Raw genomic sequence first — 14,455 nt, forward strand, 5'->3', positions numbered from 1 at the left:
GGTCTGTCTTCGGACAGACCCGCCCGGCCCCGCCTCCTTCCCAGGGTCCAGCGATTCCGCCACCGCCGTACGGATAATCGAGGGCATGCCCCTCACGCCGCCGACGACCCGGCCGCATCCGGCCGCCCCGCCGCGCCGGCGCAAGCGGCGCCGCCTGGCCGCCCTCCTGGAGGCCGGCACGGCGTTCGGCTACCTGGGCGTCCTGGGCGCTCTGGGGCCTTACGCGATGGGCTACTTCGAGCTGCTGCCGACCGAGGCGAAACTGGCCCTGTGCGCCGGGGCGGCGGCGCTGCTGCCGTTCCGCAGGCGCTTCCCCGTCACCAGCCTGCTGATCCTCGCCCTGCTCGCGGGCGCCCTGCCGATCTGCGGGATGCTCACCGCCCTCGCCGCCTACGACGCGATACGCCGCGTCGACGACCCCCGCCGCCGTACGGTCGTCCTCCTCACCGCCACGGTGCTCCCCGTCCTCACCGCGATCGTCGGCACGGCCGGCACCCACTACGGGAGCTGGCGCTACGGCCTGGCCCAGGGGATCGTGGTCGGCGGTGTCGGCGTCCTCGTCCCCGGCCTGGTCGGCAGCTCACGCGGGCAGCAGGACCGCCTGATGGTGGCCCTGCGGGAGCGCGCGGCAGCCGCGGAGGAGGCCCGCCGCCTGATCGACAGCGCGTCCCGCGTCGAGGAGCGCTCCCGTATCGCCGCCGAGATGCACGACCTGGTGGGCCACCGCCTCAGTCTGATCTCCCTGCACAGCGGCGGCCTGGAGATGGCCCTCGCCACCAAGGCGCCCGAGCTGAAGGACGAGGCCGCGCAGGTCCGCGCGGTCACCCGGGACGCCATGAACGAACTGCGCGCGGTCCTCGGCGTCCTCGGCCCGCTCGGCCGCGACACCGGCACCGAGGCCCTCACCGACGCCACCGGCACCCGCGCGGACATCGACGCGCTGGCCGAGGAGTCCCGCGCCGCCGGCATCACCATCACCGTCCGCTGGCAGGGCCCCGACCTCGACGCCCTGGAACCGCGGGTACGGCGCGCGGTGCACCGCGTCGTCCGCGAGTCGCTGACCAACGTCCACCGGTACGCGACCGGCGCGTCCGTCGAACTGACCGTGGAGCACACCGACGACCGCGTACGCGTCACCGTCCGCAACGGCGCGCCGCCGACACCCCCCGAGGCCACCACCGGCCTCGGCACCGGCCGCGGGCTGACCGGCCTGCGCGAGCGGGTCGGCCTGCTCGGCGGCGAACTGCGGACCGGGCCGACCGGGCCCGGCGGCTACCTCGTGGAGGCGACGGTCCCCGCGCACCCCGCCTCCTCGTCGGCGTCCGCCACCCGGCCGGAGCCCGCCTACCTGGCCGCCGAGGAGGACCGGCAGTCCGGCGCGCTGCCCGGCTTCCTGCGCCACCTGCCCGGCCTCGCGACCGGCGTCCTCGGGCTGGCGGGGGTGGGGGCGATGCTGGCGTTCGGGCTGGGCCTGGTGCAGAGCTCCCGGCCGGTCCAGGAGCCGCTTTCCCCGGACAGCATCCACGTCGGCATGGGCAGGCACGACGTCGAGGCCGCGTACCTGTACGACAGCGACCTGGCCCGCGCCGCCGCCGCGGGCCGCGAGCCGCCCCGGCCCGGCGGTACCGACTGCATCTTTCCGTTCACCGGCGACGAGGCCCTCGACGGACGCCTGGAGATCACCCGGTACTGCTTCCGCGCCGACGTCCTGACCGACATCGACACGTTCTCGGTGCCGGTCGCTCGCTGAGCCGACGGGCGGAGGCGGAGACGGGGGCGTGGGCGGGGGCGTGAGCTGGGGCCGGGCTGCGCTCGGGCCGCCGAGGGGTGCCGCACCAGAAGCCGCATTCTCCGTACGGCCGGGCCGACGGGCCCCGCTCCGGCTACCGTTCGGCCAGACCGCCGGCTGTCAGCCGCCGGTCGTCGGCTGTCCGCCGTCGAGGGGAGCGACATGGCTGTGGAGATCTGGCACGCGTACGTGGTCCGGTACCTGGAGCCGGTGCTTGAGGTGTGCCGGGACGTGCACCGGCGCGAGTGGCGCGCCGGTACCCGGATCAACCCGGTGCCGGGGGCGCTGGAGTGGACCCTGCCGTGGGGGATGGACGACGGCAACGGCCTGGTGCGGCTGACCGTCTTCAGCGAGTACGTCCCCGAGCGCGGCAAGACCTGGGCCCGGGTGGTCGTCGCCGCGGGCACCGCGGCCTTCATGGGGCCGGGCACCGGTGACGTCGCGCTGCCCCGGTTCACGGCCTGGGGCGGCGAGTGGGTCACCAAGGGCGCCCCGCCCGCGCCGGAACCCGCGCCGCGGCCGGACGCGCGGCTGACGCGGGGCATGGCCGAGGCGTTGCTGACCGGCGTGGGCGGGGTGCCCGGCTCGCTGCGCGAGGAGCCGGGCGGGGAATTCAGCTTCGGTGTGGCGATGGACGCGAAGGAGGACGGATCGCCGGTCCGCCCCGTCAGCACGGACTCATGATTAGCCTGGGCCCATGAACGATCTCCACGTCGAGCGTGCCAGACAGCCTGTACGAGTCCTCCTCGCCGACGACGAGGAGATGATCCGCCACGGCGTCCGGCTCATCCTGCGGCACGCCGAGGACATCGACGTGGTCGCCGAGGCCGCCAACGGCGCCGAAGCCGTCGAACTGGCCGCCCGGCAGCCGGTCGACGTCGCCCTCGTGGACATCCGGATGCCGGTCCTCGACGGCCTCGCCGCCATCGAGCAGCTCGTACGGCTCGACCCCAAGCCGCAGGTCGTCATGCTCACCACCTTCGGCGACGAGGAGAACGTCACCCGCGCCCTCCAGGCCGGTGCCAGCGGCTTCCTCCTCAAGGACGAGGGGCCGCAGGAGCTGATCAGCGCCGTACGGGCCGCGGCGGCCGGCGACGCGGTGCTCTCGCCCGGCGTCACCGGCCACGTCGTCCGACGGATGCTCCAGGGCGGCGGCCGGATCGGCGCCGCCAACGGCGCAGGCGGTCCTGACGGCCCCGGCCAGCGGCTCGCCGCGCTGACCGACCGGGAGCGGGAGGTGCTGGCGATGCTCGGCGAGGGCCTGTCGAACATGGACATCGGCCGTCGTCTGGAGATCGGCCTGGGCACGGTCAAGACGCACGTGGGACGCATCCTCGACAAGACCGGCACGGAGAGCCGGGTACAGGCGGCGCTGCTGGCGCATCAGGCGGGTCTGGCGGGCTGAAGGGGGCGGCGGGCGGCGGACCGGGCACCGGGCGGGGGCCGATCACCGAGCGGCGGCCGGCGTCCCGCCGGGACGGCGCGACGAGACGGCGCGCGCCGGCCCCGGCGCGCCACCGCGAGCGCGAGCGCATCCGTGAGCGCATCCGGCACCGCCGCCGCCACCACGACCGTGACCGCATCCGGCACCGCCACCGCATCCGGCGCGTCCGCAAGATCACGTTCGGTAAAAATCTCCGGTGTGAGCGCAACCCCTGGTCACCGGACCTGCGTGAAGCACAGGCATAGTAGAGGCGCCCCCGGCCGGGGGCATGTCAAGCAATGCCGCCTCGCCGGACGTACCAGGGGGAAACCGCTCCATGCCTGCCATACGCCGTACCGTCGTGGCCGCCGCCGCGGCGGTCGCACTGCTCGCCACCGCCACCGCCTGCGGTCCGAGCGACGACAAGGCCGCGCCCGCGCCGGGCGGTTCGGCCATCGCGGACCGGCAGGGCGGCGGCGCGGACGCGGGCGGCCCCGACCTGCCCAGCGGGATGCCCAGCAGCCTCGACGACGTCAAGAAGTGGCAGAAGGGCGGCTGGAAGGACTGGGACCAGTGGGCCCGCAAGGCCTCCGAGTTCGTCAACCCCGTCATCGAGGACCTGTGGAACCCGTCCCGGATGGCCGAGGCCAGGAATACGCCGGACGTCACCACCAACAGCGCCGACGTGGCGGCAGGCGGCACCGACCCCGAACCGCGCCCGGTCCAGGCCCGGCAGGTGGCCCGCCCCTACCACCAGCACATGGCCCCCATAGGCAAGATCATGTTCGACAGTCCGCAGGGCCCGATGGTCTGCTCCGGCACCGTCGTCGAGGACCCGGCGCACCCCGGCAAGTCGAACCTGGTGTGGACCGCGGGCCACTGCGTGCACGCCGGCAAGCGCGGCGGCTGGATGCGCAACATCGTCTTCGTGCCGTCCTACAACGACCAGGGCCTGCCCATGAGCCAGGTCGGCCGGGCCCCGGCGCAGGAGGTCGCGCCGTACGGGGTGTGGTGGGCGAACTGGATCACCACGTCCGGGGAGTGGATCGACATGGGCAGCACACAGTCCGGCAACGCCGGTTCCGCGTACGACTTCGCCGTCCTGCACGTCAAGCCGGAGCGGGGCGGCGGCAAGTCGCTCCAGGAAACCGTCGGCGCGGCGCTGCCGGTGTGGTTCGGCGCCCCCTCCGCCGACCGCGTCAGCGGACTCCAGGCCTTCGGCTACCCGGCCGCGCCCCCGTACGACGGCGCCCGGATGATGAACTGCCCGGCCCGCCCCGGCCGCCTCACCATGGCCCAGGGCACCCCCGCCATGTACCGCATCGGCTGCACGATGACCGGCGGCACTTCGGGCGGCGGCTGGTTCACCAACTTCGGCGGCCGCACCTACCTGGTCTCCAACAGCTCCATCGGCTCCCTGAACCACACCTGGCTGGCAGGCCCGCACCTGGGCGCGGAGGCGAAGCGGGTCTTCGAGGGGATCAGCCGCAAATTCGCGTGACGTTCCTGGGAGAACCCTCCCGGGCCCGGCAGGCTCCCCTCCCGCCCGAGATCGCCGGGGTCCAGGTCGGACCATCAAGAACGAGCTCAGCGGGCAACGACCAACAGCGTGCCCGACCGCTCTTTGTCCGGTGCCGGCAGGGTGCATGCGTCCACATGGGCGAAGCCGGCCCGCTTGAGGTGCTCGGCCCAGGTCCAGGGCGGGTACTGCCAGCGCGGTACGGTCAGCTCTCGCTCACGGCCCTCCAGCCACTTGCCCCGCAAGGCCTCTGGACCGTACGCGTGCGGTGACGGCTCGGCCTGGGAGAACGCGAACACGCCGCCGGGAGCCAGCCGGGCCGCGATGAGCGGGAGGAGCTGATCGGGGTCGGTGAACCAGACAGCTCCCCATACCGAGTAGATCGCGTCGTACGTCTCCGGGGCCTCGGTGAGATAAGAGCACGCCTCACCGTGGACGAAGTCCAGGTTCGGCAGGCCCTGCCACCAGGCGCGGGCACGGGCGATCTGGACGGTGGAGAGGTCGACGCCGGTCACCCGCACGCCGCGTTCGGCCAGGTACGCGGCTTCCTTGCCTTCAGCAGCCCCGAGGTCCAGAGCCCGGCGGGGCGAGCCGAGGAGTTCGGCTCCGGGGCCGTGGCCGGGGTATTGCGTCCATGCGAACCGGCCGGTGTCAGGCCGCGGCTGAGGCCCGTCGCCCCGGTACGGCTTGTACGTGTCCCAGTATTCGGCCGGGGTTCGTGGTGCACGGGGCATACGGCTCCTCGGGAGATCGACGGGACCTGGCACCGTACCGGCCCGCCCTGCTCCTCGCGGCGGTTCGCCCCGAAGCCACCCGAACAGCCGTCGGCCCGGAAACGCCAGGCGTTCCCGGGCCGTCAGCGTGCAGGCGGTCAGTGGCACTCCTCCCCTGGACGGCACGGGCCGCACGCCGCGTAATCGCGCTCCCACAGCTTCCAGTCCACCTCGAAGCCGGCGTCGGCGATCACCTTGGCAGTGCGCTCCACACTGCCGTCGTACTTGAACGCGATCTCCGGGATGTGCTCCAGGAACTTCCCGCCGAAGTGCTGGTGGCAGAAGTCGCGGTAATTCTTCGTGTCCAGGATGAACACGTGGACAGCCAGGTCGACGAGGCGGCCGCAGCACAGCTCCAGGTGCCGGCCCCACATCTCCATCGCGGTGATCAGGTACGAGACCGCGGCCCCGAACAGCCGGTTCGCCAGCACCTCGTCCACCGGGTGATCGCGATGGCCTGCTCGATCTGGACGGCGAACAGTTCCAGCCGGCCACGGCCCCAGGCGCAGTACGGTCTCCTCGGTGGTGCCGTCGGTGAAGTGCACGGTGACCGGGAGCCTGATCTGCCCGGCGTCCGCGTCGTAGGCCAGGTCGCGGTCGGCAGGAGCAACGTGGCTGACCGCAGCCCGCTGCCCGGCCGACTCCGACGGGCGCTTCAATGCCGAGTCCATATTCTGTCGCTCCCGTGTCCGTGTGCCGACAACTCCACTGTTTAGGCGTGCAGTTCAGTGAAGGCGTGGGTAGACCGCCGGGGGAGAGGCCAGGGCGTAGTCCCGTGTAGGCCCGCGTAGTCCAGGAAGAGGCCGGGATGCCGAAGAACCCCGAGGTGGCGCAGCTCATCCGGCACGCCTGTACCGCGCGCGGGTGGGGCCCGACCGACCTGGCCCGCGCGGTGGGCCGGGCCGAATGCGGCGACCCGACCCGGCTCCAGCGTCAGTACGCGCTGCGCTGGCTCAAGAGCGACCGGACGCCCGCCTACTGGTGGCCCTACATCGCCCAGGTGTTGAATCTGGACGTCCGCGTGATCGACGCGCCGCACACGCAGCCTCCAGCGGACGCCGGCACCGATACCGTGACCTCAGCCCTGGAGTTGGGAAGGAGCGACGTGGACCGCCGGAACTTCGTCACCGCGTCCAGCGGATATGCCCTCGCCGCCCTCGGCCTGCCCGACCCGGACAGCATCACCCGCCGCACCAAGAACCCGCCCGTCGGCGCGGTACGCGTCGGCAAGGGCGAGGTCGCCGCCGTGCAGCGCATGGTCATCTCGCTCGGCGACTCCGCCGCCGAACTCGGCGGCGGCCACGCCCGCCACCTCGCCGTGCGCTACCTCACCGACGACGTCGCACCCTGGCTCAACGGCTCCTTCACCGAAGCGACCGGACGCGCCCTGTTCGCCGCCGCGTCCCAGCTCATGCACCTGGCCGGATGGATGGCCCAGGACGAAGGCGACACCCCCGAACTGCGGGGACTGGCCCAGGGCTACTACGCGCACGCCTTCCGCCTCGCCGACGAAGCCGGCGACCCCGAGCTGTCGGCCACCGCGCTGCGCGGCCTGGCCGTCCAGTGCGTCGACCTCGGCTTCCGGGCCGAAGCCGTCCAACTCGGCGAAGCCTGCGTCGAACACGGCAAGCACCTCGGCAACGCCCGCGCCATCGCCTACTACGAGGCGACCCTCGCCACCGCCGCAGCCCAGGACGACGACCGGCCCCTGGCGACCAAGCACCTCGCCGCGTCCGAAGCGGCCATCGGCCGCCCGGCCGCCACCCCCGGCGACTCCTGGGCGGCGCACTACTCGCCCGGCCGCTGGGCCCACGAATCCGGCATGATCCTCTCCCGCCTCGGCGACCTGCCCGCCGCCGAAGAACACCTCCACCTCGCCCTCGACATCCACGGCCTCGACCGCCGCCGCACCCGCGCCATCGTCCACGCCGACCTCGCCGGCGTACGACTGCGTCGCGGCAACCTCGACGGAGCCCTCACCTCCTGGGGCACTTTCCTCGACTGCGCCGACGGCATCCGCTCGGTGAAAGTTCAGGCCGCGGTGCGGGACATGCGGGTACGGCTGCGACGTTTCGAGGGAATGAGCGAAGCCCAGCAGCTCAGGCAGACGGCTGCCCAGCTCCTTGCTTGACCCGTCCGGGCATGGGTGACGTGCGCTGTGAACAGGGCATCCGCACGCTGAGGGGATGGCCGTAACGCCCGTGATCGTGCATCCACCGTCGCCGACCTCATGCCCGATCGCACCACCATCGAGCACGAGGGCGTGCCGGCCCCGGAGCTGCCGGTCACCCTGGGCATGCCCGGCAAGGCTGCCGACGGCCTCTCGCCCGTTGCGACGGGCTGTTTCCTTGTTCTCCGAGGCCGGGAACGCGGCGCACACATGCGAGAGCCCCGCCGCTCCGGTGGGGGAGTGACGGGGCTGGGACCGTTCTGCTGAGCTCAGACGGCGGCGTGCCGGGCGAACTCGACCAATCCGGACCAGGCGCCAGCGCTGAACGTCAGGTGCGGGCCGTTGGGGCTCTTGGAGTCGCGGACAGGGACTACGCCGTGTGTGGCAACGAGGTTGGTGGCGACCTCAATGCATGACCCGCCGCTGCCACTGTAGGAGGACTTGAACCAACGGGGGGATTCGATGGTCACGGGATGCCCTTTCGCAACTGCTGGATCAGGACTACGGATTCCGCTTGGGACAGCGCTTCAGCCTGTAGTTGATGGTAGGCCCTCATCAGCGGCAGTACAGATGTGGGCTCCCGATCTAGTTTCCCGTGCGTCTGGGACTCAACGTAAGACATCAGAGAACGGTCCGGCAGCGTCAGCAGGTTCACGAGTCGATTGAACGGGCGGCGTTCGCCCATGGTGTACGGAGCCAACTGGAGGAGGGTGTCGGGCTGATCCGCAAACTCGATCAGCCGATCCAACTGCCGGCCCATGACCCCGGCCCCTCCGATCGGTCGCCGGATGCAGCTCTCGTCGAGAACCACGATCACGATGGGTGGGAGGCGCCTGACCAGTGTGGCCTGCCGTTCTGCGAGGCTCTCTACCCGCTCTGCGGCTTGTTCAGGGGTGATCGTTCCCCGCCTGGCGCTGCACTCCTCTATGGCTGTCGAGTATTCCGGTGTCTGGAGCAGCCCGGGGATCACCCCGACTTCGAACAGGCGGATCTCTGCTGCCCGAGCCTCATGCCCCAGGTACTCCGGGAAGCCCTCCAACAGGCTGCCGTTGCGGATCTCCCCCAGTGCGCGCTCGAAAGATTCTGCGGTTCCGGCGAATCCGAAGGTGGCATCTAGGCCGCGCGAGAACCGAAGAGTTGGCGGTTTGCGGCCGGTTTCGACTGCCGAAATGTGTCGGCCGGAGTAGCCGACCCGTGCAGCGAGGTCGTCTTGCGTCCAACGATGCGCCTCGCGTGAGCTGCGTAGACGCGCGCCGAAGGCTGCTACCGGACTTGCTTCGGGATTCAACTCCTTGCGGTTCACCAATGTGCCCTCCGCTTGCGGAACGTTGAAGACACGATGACTCTAGGCCACGCTGAACCCCTCCGGTAGTGGAACCACTACGGAGAGGAGTCAAACTTGTCCGAACACCTCAACCGGCTCATGTGCTCATGCGGGCACGACGGCGTGCTCCTCGTGCGCACCAGTGGCGGCGACGACGCCCCCAACTCCCCCCGAACCGAGGGTCATCTCATGACAACCCCCACCCCCGCGCCGCCCCACCTGGAGATCCAGATCACCGGCATCCGGAAACACGTCGCCGAATGTGTCACCGAAATCGGCGGCACGGAGTGTGGCGCGCGTTCTTGCGCCTGGGACACCCCTATGCAGACCAACGGCTGGATGCGGGAGCATGCGGCCAAGACCGGGCACCGGCAGTTCGAGAAGCATACGGAGGAGCCCGTCAGTGTCTTTTCCAGGCCTGTCGGGGAGCGGGGGGAATGAAATTCCGCGGCGCGTCGGCAACGGCGGGCGCGCCGCCGCGCCGGTCGGGCGGGTTCATGTCCCCTGTGCAGGTGATGGCTTGGGCGGCAGGGCCGAATCGGCGGTGCAGGCGCGGAATACTGCGCCGCGCACCTACTGGAGGGCGCGCTCATGGCTTGGATCTGCCCACGCTGCAATCGTGCTGAGAGGATCGCCTATGTGGCCAACGAAGACGGACTGACCCGTTCCCTTGTCTGCATTGCGACAAGAACGCCGTCTACCCGGCCCCGCCGGAAAGGCAGGCGATCGGGACTGCTCCGTGTCGTACCCATCGATGTACGGGGGTGGTACGCGACGTATTCGATTACGACCCGAAAGGCAGGCTCTGCCGCGTGACGCGGGCCCCGTGCCGGCAGTGCGGACAGGTGCTGAGCGCCGAGGTCGATCACGCCCGCACCAGCAGGGAACGGGCCGTGCCTCGTATCGGGGTGTGACGGATCGCGAGCAGATGTCCACGATGAGGAGAGGGGGAACAGCGTCGGTGAGGCACGGCACGGGCCGCCGTAACCGCGACGACCGTGGGCCGGGCCGACGATCGGCCCGGCCCACGTATCGCTTCGTGCGGCTGACATCAGTCAGTAGGCGTCAGTACGAGATGGTGTGCTTCCACAGGATGTTGCGCGCCGTCGTACCGGTGTCCAGGCCGTGGGCGGGACGGTCGGTGACGAAGTACTCGCGGAAGCTGGACTGCGGGTTCTGGGCCATCATCGTGTTGCTCTTCGTCCAGTCGCCGTCGACCTGGGACCACAGGTCGACCAGCGTGGTGGCGACGCGGGCCTCGCAGGCGTCCCCCGGGTCGATGCCGCTGGTGGAGCGGTCGTTGGCGAGGTTCTGGGAGGCGCCGTTGCCCCAGTAGAACGTGGTGTCGTTGAACGTGTGGAACGCCACCGCGTCCGCGAAGCCCTCGGTCCAGCCGCAGCTGGCGGAGGAGGTGCGGCTGACGTAGTGGGGCGAGCAGTTGGTGACCTGCGGCCACCAGCCCCGGTAGAGCTTGCCCATCAGGGCGTGGCCCGCTTCGTGGACGGTTGTGTGCTCGGAGTCCGGGTCGTCGTCCGCGAGGTGGATCTTGTCCTCGCCCGACATCCAGTACGTACCGTCGGTGGAGCCGGGGTACCACTGCACGGTGATCGGGGTGCAGTGGCCGTTCTGCTGGCTGGACGCCCAGCAGTTGGTGGTGGAACCGCGGTTCCACCAGAGCTTGTTGAGCGTGTCCAGGACGTGCCAGGCGCGGCTCTGTCCCTGGTTGGCGTACACGTTGCCCAGGCTGGTGCTGCGAGAGACGTTGTTCAGCGCGTACGAGGTGGTCGCGTAGCGGCTGCCGTTGCGGTCGACTACCGACCACATGCCGCCGGCCTGCGTCTGGAACTCCACCCAGGCCGTGGAGGTGGCAGCGGTGCTGGGCGTGTAGCAGAGATTGAACTGACCGTTGCCGTTTCCGGTCATGCCCGTGGCGAGCTTCTGCGTGGCGCCGTTGGCGGTCGCCTTGCCCCAAAGCGTGACGTTGGCGTTGCTGACCGGTTCGTCGCGGTTGGCCTTGGCGTTCCAGTTGCCGCCCTCGGCGGACTGGAAGCGGTTGCGGAAGGTGCCGCCGACGCAGACCTGCGCGCGTGCGGCCGGTGCGGTGGCAGTCGAGGCGCGTGCCGGGGCGGGGGTCTTGGGCGTGACCTTGCGCGGCTTGCGCTGGCCGGGGCCGGGGCCGTTGACCTTGGTCGCGCGGCCCTTGATCACCGACAGGCCCTCGTCCGTCGAGCCCTTGGCGGTGCCGACGGTGAGTTCCACCGAGTCGTGCCCGGCGCGGCGCGGGTCGGGGCGGTCGATGTCGCTGATGTCCGCCTGGATCTGCGCGGGCCCGGCTGCGACGGCCTTGACCTTGATCTCCACGGAGCGCGTGCCCGGCGTGAGGGCCAGTTTCTGGCTGGTGCGCTGGCCGAAGGCGTCCGCCGTGGGCGTGGTGAGGCCGGAGTCCTTGTCGGCTATTCGCAGCGAGGGCGGCAGCTGTACGGCCAGGCCGGCGTTCTTGACGTCCGCCTGCGCCTTCACGTCCACGGTGAGCGTGGCCTGTTCGCCGACGGCGGGCAGGTGGTCGAGGGAGGCGGTGACGCCGAGGCAGCTGGGGGGAGCTTCGGAGTGCTGGCCCGTGGAGCGGATGGTGCAGGTGCCGCTCTTCGCGGCCGGTCCGGACGCGGTGGCCGGGGCGGTCGTACCGAACGCGGACGGTACGACGACGACGGCCAGACAGGCGCCGGCGCCGGCCAGCGCGACGAGGGGGACCGGCCGCAGGACGCGTCTCTTCAAGGCCCGTTTCGGGGACATGGGCAAACCTTTCCGCGGCGCCTACGGCCAGGACCTGGCCGACCAGGTCCGGTCCACGCGGGCACCGCTGTGCGGGAGTTGCGCGCTGTCCACCGGGGTGCCGAGGCGTGCGACGAGGGGACCCGATCGCTGGCCAGAACAACACCCTGGGTGACAGAGATCGAAACCCTACACGATGCCCTGCACATGTCATGACGTGCGGAAAAACGTCGGCCAGGCGCGAACTGTGCGCCTGACCAGCGGTGTTGCGGTATAACAAAAATCTTCGGTGTCAGGAATCACTTGCTTCGGGAGGCGGTGAAAGTCGGGTGGGGTGGCTACACACAGTGATTAGTGTGATTCGGGGGCGGTGCTTTCATTCGGCGGGGGTGTCGGTCTCCTGAGCCGGCCGGACGGCCCTCCAGTGCTGCGCCTTGTCCTTGCCGTCCCGTACGACGACGCCCACCCTGGCGAGTTCCTCCCGGAGCTGCTCGGCGTCCTTCTTCTCGCCCTTCTTCAGGGCGTGCGCGCGGGCCTTGAACAGGGCGTGGGCGGTGCTGGAAAGGTCGGGCTGTGCCGCGACCCAGCGGCGGAAGTCGGCGGCGTACGGATCGCCCTCCGGGCGCCACGGGTAGCCGTGCCGCTCGAAGGCGGCCGCGAAGCGGTCCGCGTCGAAGTCGCCGCGCAGGCGCGCGAGTTCGGCGGAGTCGTGGCCGAGGAGTACCAGGTTCTTGCCGTCCCGGAAAACCGCGGCGGTCGCCGCGCGCGGCACCGTCCGGGTGACTCCGTCGACGGTCAGGGCGGCCTGGTCCGGCCCGATGTCGGCGGTCACGTACTCACGCTCGGCGAAGAACGCGACGGCCAGGCCGACGAGGACACCGACGACCACGGAACCGATCGACAGCAGCGGCTCCGGCGCGGACGCGATCAGCTTGAACGGCCCCTGCATCGGGGCCCACGGGAGTGACGCCACCCAGCCCGCCGCCCTGCTGACCAGCCACAACGCCACCGCACCCAGAGCGGGGAAGCCCGCCCACAGTACGGCGCGTTCGCCGGCGGTGGGGCCGACGGTCGTCCGGTCGTGCGCTGTCAACGGCCCCTTGGAGAGCGGAACCTTCGGTGCGGGTGGCACGGTCTCCGGAGTCTCGTCGTAGGTCATCGGCTGGTTCCCCCTGTGGTGAGATGTGAGTCGCGTTCAGGCGTCGGACGCATCGGCGCCGGTCAGCCAGGCAACGATGCGTTGCAGTTCCGCCGCGTGCGTCGCGGCGTCGAAGTCCGGTTCCCCGGCGGAGAGATACGCGGCGTCCAGCAGTCCCTGGATCCAAGCGGCGACCCGTTCGGGCGGGAAGGGGAGCGGTCGCCCCTCCTGGGCGAGCCGGGCCGTCAACGTCTCCAGCGCGGCCCGTACTTGCGCGGTGTCGGACATGATCAGCCGGGCGAACTCCTCGTCCCGGTTGACCTGGAAGACGACCGCTGCGGCGAGTCCCGGCACGAGCGGGTCGGCGAGGTCGGTGAGGAGGTGGTCCACGAGGAGGCGGATGCCGTCCTCCGGCCGCTGCTGCGCGGTCGCGCGGGCGCACGCCTCGGCGTTGCGCGGCAGGTCGTCGGCGAACAGGGCGTGGAAGATGTCGCGTTTGGTGGCGAAGTAGTGGAAGAGCGTGCCGGAGCTGATCCCGGCGGCGCGGCAGATGCGCGCGGTGGAGGTGCCGTCGACGCCGTACGCGGCGAATTCCTGGGCGGCGGCGTCGAGGATGTGGGCCCGCTTGCGGGCGTGCTCTTCGGGGTTGACGGTACGCATCGCCGCCAATAGTAGAGCGGGCACTCTGTTAAAGCGAGCGAGACGAGATCGTCAACCGGGGGTTGACGACTTGAGGGCGTCAACTTACGGTTGACGCATGACGCAACCCACTGGGAGCACCCCTCCGATCCGTCTCGACGACCTGATCGAGACCATCAAGAAGGTCCACCCCGACGCGCTGGACCAGCTGACCGACGCGGTACTCGCCGCCGAGCACCTCGGTGAGGTCGCCGACCACCTGATCGGCCACTTCGTGGACCAGGCCCGCCGCTCGGGCGCCTCCTGGACGGACATCGGCAAGAGCATGGGTGTCACCAAGCAGGCCGCCCAGAAGCGGTTCGTGCCCAAGACGCCCGGCGAGGCCTCCGACCTCGACCCCAGCCAGGGCTTCAGCCGGTACACGGACCGGGCCCGGAACGTGGTGGTCACCTCGCAGAACGAGGCCCACGCCGCCGGCAACCCCGAGATCGGCCCGCCGCACCTGGTGCTGGGCCTGCTGGCCGAGCCGGACGGCCTCGCGGCGCGGGCGATCGTGGCGCAGGGCGTGACGCTGGACGCCGTACGGCAGCGTGTCGCCGAGTCACTCCCGGCCGCGGCCGGCGAGATGCCCGCGCTGATCCCGTTCGACGCGCAGGCGAAGAAGGCGCTTGAACTCACCTTCCGCGAGGCGCTGCGCCTGGGCCACAACTATGTCGGCACCGAGCACATCCTGCTCGCGCTGCTGGAACTGGAGGACGGCAAGGGCCTGCTGAACGGCCTCGGCATCACCAAGGAGGCGTCCGAGGCCGACGTCGTCGCGGCCCTGGCGGAGATCGTCGCGGCCAGGTCGAAGCGGCCGTGACCGCGCGGGGGCGGCGGCCGGTGCGCCGCCGCCCCCGTTCGCCGGG

At 71.0% G+C, this 14,455-nt stretch carries 14 protein-coding genes; 7 read left to right on the forward strand and 7 right to left on the reverse strand.

All coding sequences use genetic code 11. The features are described 5' to 3' along the window. Positions 1-85 precede the first annotated feature (85 nt). The 4 genes from ACFV57_RS26325 to ACFV57_RS26340 all read left to right on the forward strand — a co-directional run bounded on the left by ACFV57_RS26325 (position 86) and on the right by ACFV57_RS26340 (position 4,713). Complete coding sequence (locus tag ACFV57_RS26325) at positions 86-1,750, forward strand: sensor histidine kinase (protein ID WP_385237180.1); 1,665 nt, start codon at positions 86-88, stop codon at positions 1,748-1,750. A gap of 201 nt (positions 1,751-1,951) precedes the next feature. Further along, entirely contained in the window at positions 1,952-2,473 is a 522-nt protein-coding gene (locus tag ACFV57_RS26330; RefSeq protein WP_385237182.1) for a hypothetical protein, read from the forward strand. Positions 2,474-2,486: 13 nt separating this feature from the next. Continuing rightward, positions 2,487-3,194 (forward strand): response regulator, encoded by a 708-nt coding sequence (locus tag ACFV57_RS26335; RefSeq protein WP_385237185.1) that lies wholly within the window; start codon positions 2,487-2,489, stop codon positions 3,192-3,194. A 355-nt stretch (positions 3,195-3,549) separates the two neighbouring features. Next, the gene (locus ACFV57_RS26340; protein ID WP_385237188.1) at positions 3,550-4,713 is read left to right on the forward strand and encodes a trypsin-like serine peptidase; all 1,164 of its coding nucleotides are present in this window, start codon (positions 3,550-3,552) and stop codon (positions 4,711-4,713) included. An 86-nt stretch (positions 4,714-4,799) separates the two neighbouring features. Here ACFV57_RS26340 and ACFV57_RS26345 read toward each other — a convergent pair whose 3' ends face one another. Further along, positions 4,800-5,465, reverse strand: coding sequence for a class I SAM-dependent methyltransferase (locus tag ACFV57_RS26345; protein WP_385237191.1), 666 nt, complete (start codon positions 5,463-5,465; stop codon positions 4,800-4,802). A 137-nt stretch (positions 5,466-5,602) separates the two neighbouring features. Next, positions 5,603-6,175, reverse strand: coding sequence for a hypothetical protein (locus ACFV57_RS26350; RefSeq protein ID WP_385237194.1), 573 nt, complete (start codon positions 6,173-6,175; stop codon positions 5,603-5,605). Between the two features lie 137 nt (positions 6,176-6,312). Between ACFV57_RS26350 and ACFV57_RS26355 the strand changes: the two genes are divergently transcribed. Next, on the forward strand, positions 6,313-7,635 hold the full coding sequence (locus ACFV57_RS26355; RefSeq protein ID WP_385237197.1) for a tetratricopeptide repeat protein: 1,323 nt from the start codon (positions 6,313-6,315) through the stop codon (positions 7,633-7,635). Positions 7,636-7,943: 308 nt separating this feature from the next. On the opposite strand, the gene ACFV57_RS26360 is transcribed toward ACFV57_RS26355, so the two are convergent. Together ACFV57_RS26360 and ACFV57_RS26365 are read right to left on the reverse strand one after the other, a co-directional pair. Further along, a complete protein-coding gene (locus tag ACFV57_RS26360) occupies positions 7,944-8,144 on the reverse strand; it encodes a DUF397 domain-containing protein (RefSeq protein WP_385237200.1) in 201 nt (66 codons plus the stop codon). Then, a complete protein-coding gene (locus tag ACFV57_RS26365; protein WP_385237203.1) occupies positions 8,141-8,977 on the reverse strand; it encodes a helix-turn-helix domain-containing protein in 837 nt (278 codons plus the stop codon). Before ACFV57_RS26365 ends, ACFV57_RS26360 begins: the two co-directional genes overlap by 4 nt. Before the next feature lie 96 nt (positions 8,978-9,073). Between ACFV57_RS26365 and ACFV57_RS26370 the strand changes: the two genes are divergently transcribed. Further along, positions 9,074-9,439, forward strand: a complete 366-nt coding sequence (locus ACFV57_RS26370; protein WP_385237206.1) for a hypothetical protein — start codon at positions 9,074-9,076, stop codon at positions 9,437-9,439. A gap of 624 nt (positions 9,440-10,063) precedes the next feature. On the opposite strand, the gene ACFV57_RS26375 is transcribed toward ACFV57_RS26370, so the two are convergent. From ACFV57_RS26375 to ACFV57_RS26385, 3 genes are all read right to left on the reverse strand, one after another. Then, complete coding sequence (locus ACFV57_RS26375; RefSeq protein ID WP_385237209.1) at positions 10,064-11,791, reverse strand: mycolysin; 1,728 nt, start codon at positions 11,789-11,791, stop codon at positions 10,064-10,066. Between the two features lie 355 nt (positions 11,792-12,146). Further along, a complete protein-coding gene (locus ACFV57_RS26380) occupies positions 12,147-12,929 on the reverse strand; it encodes a hypothetical protein (RefSeq protein ID WP_385237211.1) in 783 nt (260 codons plus the stop codon). 36 nt (positions 12,930-12,965) lie between these two features. Continuing rightward, the gene (locus ACFV57_RS26385; RefSeq protein WP_385237214.1) at positions 12,966-13,568 is read right to left on the reverse strand and encodes a TetR/AcrR family transcriptional regulator; all 603 of its coding nucleotides are present in this window, start codon (positions 13,566-13,568) and stop codon (positions 12,966-12,968) included. Between the two features lie 97 nt (positions 13,569-13,665). On the opposite strand from ACFV57_RS26385, the gene ACFV57_RS26390 reads away from it, so the two are divergent. After that, positions 13,666-14,409: a Clp protease N-terminal domain-containing protein gene (locus ACFV57_RS26390; RefSeq protein ID WP_385237217.1), complete on the forward strand. Its 744-nt coding sequence runs from the start codon at positions 13,666-13,668 to the stop codon at positions 14,407-14,409. The last annotated feature ends 46 nt before the right edge of the window (positions 14,410-14,455 follow it).

The organism is Streptomyces sp. NPDC059788 (genome assembly GCF_042732265.1).
GTDB lineage: Bacteria > Actinomycetota > Actinomycetes > Streptomycetales > Streptomycetaceae > Streptomyces.

Bases quoted from the DNA above. Each gene is read 5' to 3' on its own strand.
- ACFV57_RS26325 (WP_385237180.1), top strand. From the start codon at position 86: ATGCCCCTCACGCCGCCGACGACCCGGCCGCATCCGGCCGCCCCGCCG.
- ACFV57_RS26330 (WP_385237182.1), top strand. From the start codon at position 1,952: ATGGCTGTGGAGATCTGGCACGCGTACGTGGTCCGGTACCTGGAGCCG.
- ACFV57_RS26335 (WP_385237185.1), top strand. From the start codon at position 2,487: ATGAACGATCTCCACGTCGAGCGTGCCAGACAGCCTGTACGAGTCCTC.
- ACFV57_RS26340 (WP_385237188.1), top strand. From the start codon at position 3,550: ATGCCTGCCATACGCCGTACCGTCGTGGCCGCCGCCGCGGCGGTCGCA.
- ACFV57_RS26345 (WP_385237191.1), bottom strand. From the start codon at position 5,465: ATGCCCCGTGCACCACGAACCCCGGCCGAATACTGGGACACGTACAAG.
- ACFV57_RS26350 (WP_385237194.1), bottom strand. From the start codon at position 6,175: ATGGACTCGGCATTGAAGCGCCCGTCGGAGTCGGCCGGGCAGCGGGCT.
- ACFV57_RS26355 (WP_385237197.1), top strand. From the start codon at position 6,313: ATGCCGAAGAACCCCGAGGTGGCGCAGCTCATCCGGCACGCCTGTACC.
- ACFV57_RS26375 (WP_385237209.1), bottom strand. From the start codon at position 11,791: ATGTCCCCGAAACGGGCCTTGAAGAGACGCGTCCTGCGGCCGGTCCCC.
- ACFV57_RS26380 (WP_385237211.1), bottom strand. From the start codon at position 12,929: ATGACCTACGACGAGACTCCGGAGACCGTGCCACCCGCACCGAAGGTT.
- ACFV57_RS26385 (WP_385237214.1), bottom strand. From the start codon at position 13,568: ATGCGTACCGTCAACCCCGAAGAGCACGCCCGCAAGCGGGCCCACATC.
- ACFV57_RS26390 (WP_385237217.1), top strand. From the start codon at position 13,666: ATGACGCAACCCACTGGGAGCACCCCTCCGATCCGTCTCGACGACCTG.